General features: G+C 63.8%; 7 protein-coding genes and 1 tRNA gene. 4 read left to right on the top strand and 4 right to left on the bottom strand.

The genetic code is table 11. The features are described 5' to 3' along the window. Positions 1–6: 6 nt before the first annotated feature. Together lon and BMI87_RS20560 are read right to left on the bottom strand one after the other, a co-directional pair. Positions 7–2,421, bottom strand: coding sequence for an endopeptidase La (gene lon / locus BMI87_RS20555; protein WP_078523364.1), 2,415 nt, complete (start codon positions 2,419–2,421; stop codon positions 7–9). A gap of 210 nt (positions 2,422–2,631) precedes the next feature. Further along, positions 2,632–3,966 carry an ATP-binding protein gene (locus BMI87_RS20560; RefSeq protein ID WP_078523365.1) on the bottom strand — a complete coding sequence of 445 codons (1,335 nt, stop codon included), beginning with the start codon at positions 3,964–3,966 and terminating at the stop codon, positions 2,632–2,634. Positions 3,967–4,002: 36 nt separating this feature from the next. Here BMI87_RS20560 and BMI87_RS20565 point away from each other — a divergent pair, with 36 nt between their 5' ends. The 4 genes from BMI87_RS20565 (at position 4,003) to BMI87_RS20585 (ending at position 7,200) form a co-directional block, all read left to right on the top strand. Beyond that, positions 4,003–4,875, top strand: coding sequence for an MBL fold metallo-hydrolase (locus BMI87_RS20565; RefSeq protein WP_246832757.1), 873 nt, complete (start codon positions 4,003–4,005; stop codon positions 4,873–4,875). A gap of 71 nt (positions 4,876–4,946) precedes the next feature. Next, positions 4,947–5,021 (top strand) — tRNA-Asn (locus BMI87_RS20570). Positions 5,022–5,380: 359 nt separating this feature from the next. Further along, positions 5,381–6,001, top strand: coding sequence for a hypothetical protein (locus BMI87_RS22355; RefSeq protein WP_146681710.1), 621 nt, complete (start codon positions 5,381–5,383; stop codon positions 5,999–6,001). A gap of 278 nt (positions 6,002–6,279) precedes the next feature. Further along, positions 6,280–7,200 carry an endonuclease/exonuclease/phosphatase family protein gene (locus tag BMI87_RS20585; RefSeq protein WP_078523367.1) on the top strand — a complete coding sequence of 307 codons (921 nt, stop codon included), beginning with the start codon at positions 6,280–6,282 and terminating at the stop codon, positions 7,198–7,200. 7 nt (positions 7,201–7,207) lie between these two features. Here the strand turns inward: BMI87_RS20585 and BMI87_RS20590 are convergent, their stop codons facing one another. Both BMI87_RS20590 and BMI87_RS20595 read right to left on the bottom strand, forming a co-directional pair. Beyond that, entirely contained in the window at positions 7,208–8,587 is a 1,380-nt protein-coding gene (locus BMI87_RS20590; protein ID WP_078523368.1) for an MBL fold metallo-hydrolase RNA specificity domain-containing protein, read from the bottom strand. Continuing rightward, entirely contained in the window at positions 8,556–9,554 is a 999-nt protein-coding gene (locus BMI87_RS20595; protein ID WP_078523369.1) for an LOG family protein, read from the bottom strand. Before BMI87_RS20595 ends, BMI87_RS20590 begins: the two co-directional genes overlap by 32 nt. Between the last annotated feature and the right edge of the window lie 398 nt (positions 9,555–9,952).

A 9,952-nucleotide genomic window follows, 5' to 3' on the forward strand; every position in this document is an offset into this window, starting at 1 on the left:
AGGCGATCAGTGCGCGGTTGCGCCCTGCCCGTCCGATTTGGCCGCGGCAGCGGCTGCGGCTGCTGCCTCTTCGGCCTCTTCGTCCCAATCGACCGGCTCAGGCTGGCGAACCAGCGCCCGGGCGAGGACTTCGCGAACGTGAGTGACCGGCACAATCTCCAGCCCCTCCTTCACGTTATCCGGGATATCCGCGAGGTCTTTTTCATTCTCCTCGGGGATGAAGACGGTCGTGATCCCGCCGCGAAGCGCCGCGAGCAGTTTCTCCTTCAGGCCACCGATCGGCATCGCGTTCCCGCGCAAGCTGACTTCGCCGGTCATGGCGATATCCTTGCGCACCGGAATACCGGTCAGCACCGACACGATGGAGGTCACCATCGCCAGACCCGCAGACGGCCCGTCTTTCGGCGTCGCACCATCCGGGACGTGAACGTGGATGTCCCACTTCTCGAAGCGCGGCGGCTTGATGCCGAATTGCGGCGCAACCGAGCGGACGTAGCTGGACGCCGCGTCGATCGATTCCTTCATCACGTCGCCCAGCTTACCGGTGGTCTTCATCCGACCCTTGCCCGGCAGGCGCAGAGCTTCGATCTGCAGCAGGTCGCCGCCCACGGAGGTCCAGGCAAGGCCGGTCACGACGCCCACCTGATCTTCCTTCTCGGCCAGACCGTAGCGGAACTTCTTGACGCCCAGGTAATCGCCCACCTTCGCCTCATCGACGGTGATGTGCTTGGTCGCACCCTTCGACTTGATGATCTCGGTCACCGCTTTCCGGGCGAGCTTCGCGATATCGCGCTCGAGATTCCGCACGCCCGCCTCGCGGGTGTAGTAGCGGATCACGTCGGTCAGCGCGCCATCGGTCAGTTCGAACTCGTTCTTCTTGAGCCCGTGACCCTTGATCTGCTTCGGGATCAGGTGCTGCTTGGCGATCTCGGCCTTCTCGTCCTCGGTGTAGCCCGCGAGCGGAATGATCTCCATCCGGTCCAGAAGCGGGCCCGGCATGTTGTAGGAGTTCGCCGTCGTCAGGAACATCACGTTCGACAGGTCGTATTCCACTTCGAGATAGTGGTCCACGAAGGTCGCGTTCTGCTCGGGGTCGAGCACTTCAAGCATCGCCGAAGCCGGGTCGCCACGGAAGTCCTGACCCATCTTGTCGATCTCGTCGAGCAGGATGAGCGGGTTCGTGGTTTTCGCCTTCTTCAGCGCCTGAATGATCTTGCCGGGCATCGAGCCGATATAGGTCCGACGGTGGCCGCGGATCTCGGATTCGTCACGCACGCCGCCAAGCGAGATGCGGATGAATTCGCGCCCCGTTGCCTTGGCGACAGACCGGCCGAGCGAGGTCTTACCCACGCCGGGCGGACCCACGAGGCACATGATCGGGCCTTTGAGCTTGGCCGAGCGCGCCTGCACCGCGAGATATTCGACGATGCGTTCCTTGACCTTCTCGAGACCGTAGTGATCGGCATCGAGCACGGCCTCGGCCTTGCTGAGATCCTTCTTCACGCGGGATTTGGTGCCCCACGGGATCGACAGCATCCAGTCGAGATAGTTGCGCACGACGGTGGCTTCGGCCGACATCGGCGACATCGACTTGAGCTTCTTCAGCTCGGCCTCGGCCTTTTCCTTGGCCTCTTTCGAGAGTTTGGTGTTCTCGATGCGCTCTTCGAGCTCTAGGATCTCGTTCTGGCCGTCTTCGCCATCGCCGAGTTCCTTCTGAATGGCCTTCATCTGCTCATTCAGGTAGTACTCGCGCTGGGTCTTCTCCATCTGCGTTTTCACGCGGGATTTAATCTTCTTCTCCACCTGGAGAACCGAGACCTCACCCTGCATGAGCCCGTAGACCCGCTCCAGCCGTTCGGAGACGTCGAGCGTTTCCAGAAGCTCCTGCTTCTGGGCCACTTCCAGCCCCAGATGGCCCGAAACGAGATCGGCCAGCTTGTCCGCTTCGGTCGCATCGGCCACGGCCGACAGCGCCTCTTCGGGGATGTTCTTCTTGATCTTCGCGTAGCGCTCGAATTCCTCGGCGACCGAGCGCAGCAGCGCGCGGATGGTCTCCACGTCGCCTTCGGTCTCGATCAGCGGTTCGGCATTCGCTTCGAAATAGTCGTCATTCTCGACGAAATCGGTGATGCGCACGCGGCTCTTGCCCTCGACCAGCACCTTCACCGTGCCATCGGGCAGTTTCAGCAGTTGCAGCACGTTGGCGAGCACGCCAACGCGGAAAATCCCGTCCGTATCGGGGTCGTCTTGCGACGGATCGACCTGGCTTGCGAGCAAGATCTGACGGTCTTCCGCCATCACCTCTTCCAGTGCGCGCACGGATTTCTCGCGCCCGACGAAGAGCGGCACGATCATGTGGGGGAAAACCACGATGTCGCGCAGCGGCAGGACCGGATGGGTGACAGAGCTAAATTCGGTCATCGGCGTTCCTCTCTTGGCAGGAGGGTCCGGCCCCGTTTTCGGCGACCACGTCCCTCCCCTGTTCAACCCAATATCTAGGAGCCGTGAAGCATCCATTCAACTAGGGCATGTCACTCACCCGTCACAATGCGTGGCCCCGGGACAGGCCGCAAGAGGCGATCTCGTTGCCGTGAGCGGTTCGTGCGCGCGCGTGATCGAACGTGTAGCCACTTACCGCGGCAGGATCATCTCGGCCATCAAGCCGCCAAGCCGTTCGGATCGCCCGAGTTTCAGCGATCCACCATGGCGGCGCAGGATGTCGGCGGTGATCGAAAGCCCCAATCCGACGCCCTGCCCGCGATCCTGATTGCGCGCCGGGTCGAGCCGGGTAAATGGCCGGATCGCCTCCTCGCGGCGTTCGGGCGGGATGCCCGGCCCGTCATCATGCACCGCGATTCGCCACCCCGTGCGCGCGATAGAGACGGTGATTTCCGCGCGCGTGCCGTAGCGGACCGCGTTGCCGATCAGATTCGCCAAGGCGCGTTTGAGCGCATCGGGGCGGAAGGTCGCCTCCTCTTCGCTGTCGCAATCGACCAGCGTCACATCGCGCCCCATCCGCCGCATGTCTTCCACCACGCCTGCAACGAAGCCGCAGATCGGCAGCGTTTCCGGCTCGCCATGCGACGCCCCATCGCGCGAGAATTCTAGAAACGCATCGACAAGGCGCCCCATCTCGTCGACGTCGCGCTCCATCGCGCGGACCTCGTCAGTCTCCTCCATCATCGACAGCCCGAGCCGCAGACGCGTCAGCGGCGTGCGCAGATCGTGGCTGACACCGGACAGCATCAGCGTGCGCTGTTCGATCTGCCGCTCGATCCGGTTACGCATATCGAGGAAGGCGCGGCCCGCGGCGCGCACCTCCGTCGCCCCCGAGACGCGGTAATTCAGGTTGCGCCCCTTGCCGAATTCCTCCGCCGCATGGCTCAGCCTGCGGATCGGACGCAGCTGATTGCGCAGGAAGATATAGGCGATCAGCGTCATCAGAATGGAAACAAAGACCATCAGAACGAGCAATTGGTGCGGATTCGACGCCGACACCCGGCTGCGCGCGAAGGTCACCGCGAGCGGTCCGTTCGGCGTCTCCTGCACCACCCGCACAGAATTGGTGTTGTTGTCGAGATCGATGGAGCGGATCTGCGACAGGTTCGCCCGCAGCGTCGAGATCACCACGATCCCGGTCAGATCGAAGAAACTGCGTGTATCGCCCCGCTGCGACGCAAGATTCGTGGGCGCCGGGAATTGCGAGGCGAAGTTCAGCGTCTTGTCGAGCACGTCGAGCCGTTCGCGCGCAACCTCTGCCGTCGGCGCATTGGTCGCGACCTGATCAAGAAGCGCGATCTCGCGCACCATCCCTTCGGTCATCTGCTGCGTGACACGCTCAAAATGGCGCTGAATGAAGACGACCGAGACCACGAGCTGAATCGTGACCACCGGCAGAATCAGGATCAGCGCGGCCCGCCCATAAAGCCCGCGCGGCATCATCTGTTTCAGCCAGCGAAATTTCATGCCAGAACCCTAACGATGGCCGCGATGGAGGGAAAGATGGAAGAATTGCAACCCGGCTTGCGCCGGATCATCGCACCGAACCCGTCTCCCATGACCTACACCGGCACCTGCACCTATGTCATCGGCACGGGCGAGGTCGCGGTGGTCGATCCCGGCCCCGCCGATCCTGCCCATCTGCAGGCGCTGCTCGACGCGCTCGCCCCCGGAGAACGGGTCAGCCACATCCTCGTCACCCATGCCCATCTCGACCATTCCCCCGGCGCGCGGCTCTTGGCCGAGGCCACGGGCGCGCCGATCCTCGCCTTCGGCCCGCCCGAAGCCGGGCGCGCGCCTGTGATGGCGGAACTCGCGGCGCGCGGCCATGCGGGCGGCGGCGAAGGGGTCGATCATGCCTTCGATCCCGACATTTTGCTCGAGGATGGCGAGACGTTGAGCCACGGCGACTGGTCGCTCACCGCGCTGCATACGCCCGGCCATTTCTGCAACCATCTAAGCTTCGCGCTCGGCGATGCCCTTCTGACCGGCGACGTCGTAATGGGCTGGTCCTCGACGCTGATCTCGCCGCCCGACGGCGATTTGGGCGATTACTACCGCTCGCTCGCGCGGATCGAGGCGCAGAGCCCGCGCATCCTATACCCCGGCCACGGCGACCCGGTGACCGACCCCCAAACCCTGATCGCGAGTCAGCGCGCGCATCGCGACGCCCGCACCGAGCAGATCCGAAGCGCCCTCACCGAGCGCCCCGCCACCCCGCAGGGCCTCACCCGCGCGATCTACACCGACGTGCCCGCAGCCCTCCTGCCCGCGGCCGAACGCAACGTCTTCGCGCATCTCGTTGAAATGTCAGTGCAAAACCAAGTCATCGCCGCGCCCGACCTGCGCCCAGAGGCGCTATTTTCGCTGACGTGACGAAAGCCTGAATTTTTTCGCCAGAACCCTCTGGACATCCCAATTCGAGATTCATATACACCCTCACATGTTCCGGCGTAGCTCAGCGGTAGAGCAGTTGACTGTTAATCAATTGGTCGTAGGTTCGATCCCTACCGCCGGAGCCAAATCTCTCGCAAGAGACTGATTTCAAAGAGAAAAGCCCAGAGTTCGCTCTGGGCTTTCTTTTTTCCGGCTTCCCCGTGGCACAAACGCGGCACGCTCCGAGGCACATTTGGGGCACGGACCGACGGAGCCGCGCCCGGGAGTCGGAGCGATGAGCAGACGGAGCAACATTCCATATCTGGAATATCGTAGCGGGGGATTCTTCTGGCGAAGGCGCGTCCCAAGCGCCTGCTACAGGTTTGACCTAACTTTCATACTTCGATTTTCCATGCATACACATGACCCAGCTATCGCGAGACCGCTGGCCCTGCTCATCACACGGCTGACGGATCTCGCATTCGAATTCGCGAGGGTCAGTCCGATGCTTCACACGGACATGGAACAGGTGGTCATGGGGATCGTGCAGTGGAAACTGCGCGACGAAGACCGGCGCCGTGCAATCGGCTTGCCGCGCAGCCCCGCGGATGCCGCACGCGAACAACGCGAATACGCCGCGGCAACGGAGACGCTGCGTGAAGCAATCTTGCTGCGCAATTACGACGTCGTGCGCGACCCGATCCGGCATATGCTCGGGAAGCTTGGCATTGAGGTCCAAGAAGGCACCGAAGCCTGGCAAGAGCTCGCCCACGAGACCACCCGCGCGTTGATGGACGCCACCGAGGAAGTCGCGCGACGCGATCGCGGCGAGTTCCAGGCACCATCAGTCTATTTTCAATCCGTAAGGAATGCGGAATGCAGTCAGACTGGCTTTGCGAAAACTGGACCGATCTGCCCCCTGCCGCAAAAGCTCCAATCTCATCGCATTCTGGATACCCCCGCCGAGGCCTCGCTCAAGCCGGGATGTATACCTTGGAATGAGACGCCGACTGACTCTTTCGGGAGACAAAACTCAGGTGCGGCCTCGAAGAGCAACGAGAGCGTCTCACGTGAAGCGTCTCTCCCCGCGTCGACGATACCGCCATACTGCTTGTGCCAGCGATAATAGGTCTGCTCGGTAATGCGAAGCTCGCGGATCGTATCCATCCGGGCCATGCCTTGCCTGACAAGCACCTCAACTTGCCGCGTGATCGGGGCTTGCGCAGCCCCACTGGGGCCACGGCCCCCTCACACCGTGACACTCTCTTCCGGCTTGTGTCGCTTCTCAGCCATTCTGATCCTCCGTTTTCCTAAACATAACGGCGGATCCCTTCATTGGGGGAGGATCGAAGGACGCATTCGCGCTGTTCCAAACCGCACCGCCCATGCGATGCTGACGCCAAGATGCGGATCGCGAGCCTCAACACCCAAAACATGCGCCTGCTACCGAACCGGGAGCTGGGGCGGCTGCACGGGGCTTGGGACAGCGACGACCCCGAGGACCCGCGCCTCGATCCGATCGACCGACGGTTGACGGCGGAACTGCTCGCCGGGATCGACGCCGATCTGGTCGCGCTGCAGGAGGTGTTCGACCTCGCGACGCTGGAGCACTTCCACGCGCGCTACCTGCTGCCCACCGGCACGCGGCCCTATCCCGAGCGGGTCTGCCTACCGGGCAATGACGGGCGCGGGCTCGATTTGGCGGTGCTGTCGCGCCGCGCGCTGGGAGCGGTGCGCAGCCATGCCGCTCTGACGCCGGGCGATCTGGGGCTGGAGTTGCCCGAGGGCGTCGATCCCGAAATGCCGGTCTTCCGGCGCGATTGCCTGATGGTCGAAGTGGGCGCGCTGACGCTGTTCGTGACGCATTTCAAATCGCCCTACCCCGACGAGGCCGCCGCCTGGCGCACCCGGCGCCTTGAGGCGCTGGCGACGCGGGCGCTGATCGAGCGGCACTTCGACGATCCGGCCGAAGCGCTCTGGCTAATCCTTGGCGATCTCAACGAGCCCGACGACCCCGAGCTGCCCCTACCCCGCGCGACGGCGCCGCTAGAACACGGGTTCAGTGTGGATCTGATGGCGCGGATGCCCCGGCCCGAGCGCTGGACCTATTACGATCCGCATTCGGGGCGCTACCATTGCCCCGATGTGCTGCTCGCCTCGCCCGCGCTGGCCGCGCGCCACCCCGATGCGGCGCCGCGCATCCTGCGCAAGGGCTTGGGCACCGAGGCCGCCCGCTATCGAGGCGAGCACCTGCCCGGCGTCGGCCGCCACCGCCCCCATGCGAGCGATCACGCGGCCGTCGCGATCGACCTGCCGGGGCTGTGATGCGCGGCTAGAGCTCGAAGCTCTGGTGCAGCTCGGGCATCACGACCTTCGCCGGATCGAGCCCTTTCGCGAAGGCCTCCATCGACTTTTTCTCGCCATGCACGAGGAATATCTTTTCCGGGTGGCGGGTGCGGGCCAGCCAGCGTTTCAGATCGCTCTGGTCGGCATGGGCGGAGAAGCCGTTGATCGTGTGGATCTGCGCGCGCACCGGGATCTCCTCGCCGAAGAGCTTCACATGTTTCGCCCCGTCCACGATGATCCGCGCCAGCGTCCCTTCGGCGGCATAGCCCACGAAGATCACTGCACTCTCGCTCCGCGCGAGGTGGTGGCGCAGGTGATGGCGCACGCGCCCGCCCGTGCACATCCCCGAACCCGCCATGATGACCGCGCCCGAGCGGATCTCGTTGAGTGCGATCGAGTCCTGCGTCTCACGGGTGAAATGCAGTTCGGGCAGCTGGAACGGATCGCGCCCCTTGCGAATGATCTCGGCCAGTTCCGGGCGCAGCGCCTCGTCATGGCGCGCGAAGATCCGGGTCGCGGAGATCGCCATCGGCGAGTCGAGGAACACCCGCAGCGATTTCTCGATCTCGTCCGAGGCCATCCCCTCGCGCAGGAACCACAGCAGCTCCTGCGCACGCTCCAGCGCGAAGGTCGGGATGATGACATTGCCACCCCGCCCCGTGGTCGCGCGGATCGCGGCGAGGAATTCCGCGATTGAGGCCTCGAGCCCGCGATGGTCGCGCTCGCCATAAGTGGTTTCCATCACCACGATATCTGCATCCTCGGGCGGGTCGGCATCGTTGAGAAGCGGGCGATTGTCGGGGCCCAGATCGCCCGAGAACAGAACCTTTCGGGTGCGGCCATGCTCGGTCAGGTCAAGCCGGATCGAAGCCGAGCCGAGGATATGGCCCGCGTCGAAGAAAGTCGCCTCGATCCCGTCGAACAGCGAGAGCGTCTTGCGATAGGTGGCGTTGCGCCCGAACCGATCGACCGCGTCGAGCGCATCCATCGTGTCGTAAAGCGCCTCACGCGACCCGCCGCGCCGCCCATGGCGGTGATGACGGCGCGCCTCTTCCTCTTGCAGATGCGCCGCGTCGAGCATCACCAGTCGCGCCAGATCGCGGGTGGCCGAGGTCGCGATGATCTCGCCCTTGAAGCCACGCTTGACCAGAAGCGGCAGTCGCCCGCAGTGATCGAGATGGGCATGGGTCAGCAACACCATGTCGATCTCGGAGGGCTCGAACCCGAACTTCGCGGCATTGTCCTCGGTCAGTTCCGAGCGGCCCTGGAACATGCCGCAATCGATCAGGATCTTGCGCCCCGCGCATTCGACGAGATGGCAGGACCCCGTCACCTCATGCGCGGCACCGTGAAATGAAATCTTCATCCTCTCCTCCCATTGGTTCGTCGATATTGCGACCGAATTGCGCATACCAACGCCCGATATCCTCCCAGATCTCATCGGCGCTTTCGGCATACCAGAACAGGTCGCGGTCCTCGGGGTCGATCACCCCCTCCTCCACAAGGAAATCCGGATCGAAGACCCGGCTCCAATAGTCGCGCCCGACAAGGATCACCGGCAGCGGGCGGATTTTGCGGGTCTGGATCAGCGTGAGCGTCTCGAACAACTCATCGAGCGTGCCATAGCCGCCCGGGAACACCACCAGCGCCCGCGCGCGCATCAGGAAATGCAGCTTGCGCAGGGCGAAATAGCGGAAGCGGAAGCACAGGCCCGGCGTGATATAGGGGTTGGGGAATTGCTCGTGCGGGAGCGTGATATTGAGCCCCACCGTGCGCGCACCCGCATCATGCGCACCGCGATTGGCGGCCTCCATCATCCCTGGCCCGCCCCCCGTGACGATCACCAGCCGGTTGCCATGCGCGCCCTCGCGCGCGCCCACGATCCGGCCGAAAGCGCGGGCGACCTCGTAATAGCGACTTTTCGCGACGATGCGCCTGGCGATCTCGACGCGGCGGGTCAGATCGTCATTGCTCGGATCGGCCGCGCTGCGGGCCTCCATATCGGCCAGCTTCTCGCGCGCGGCTTCCGGTTCGGGGATGCGGGTGCCGCCGAAGACCACGATCGAATGGGCGATGCCATGTTCGCGCAGCAGCGTCTCGGCCTTCTGGTAATCGAGCTGCAGGCGCGGGCCGCGCATCTCGTCGCGGTTGAGGAAATCGACATCCTCATCGGCCTGCAGGTAGTTCGGATGCGCCATGATCTCGTGGATCAGATCGGGGGCGCGGACATCCTCATGGCCGGGCTTGGGCTGGCACCACGGCAGATCGACCTCGCGCGCCACGTCATCGGCGGGCCGGGGCTTGGCGCTGTCCTCTTCGATTGTCTCCGACATCGGCTCCTCCTCGATTACCGAACCGGCAGGCTTGCGGTGGCAAGCTTGACGATCTCCTCGGCGCAGGCAAGTCGAACCTTGCGATACAAGTCCACGGCGAAAAATCTTCGCACCCTCCCTGTCGCCAGAAAGGGTAAAAGTGGACGACTTTTACGCCGCCCGCAGCAGGCGCATCCCGCCGCTACCGTGACCGACTTTTGCTCCGCCGTTCTCAGGCAGCGTTCTCGCAAAAACAGATGTCAGCTTAGGGCCGATTCTGTGGAAAAACACCCGTTCGCGATTGCAGAAATTGGAAGCTTTCGTGATGTGCGACTGCCTTTCCTATAAGGCTTTTCGCGGTTGCTGCGGTGCGGGAAGGAGCTTTGCCAGCTTCCTGAGGTTCTGGGCGGTTGCGGCGA

Source organism: Thioclava sp. F28-4 (assembly GCF_002020045.1).
GTDB lineage: Bacteria > Pseudomonadota > Alphaproteobacteria > Rhodobacterales > Rhodobacteraceae > Thioclava > Thioclava sediminum.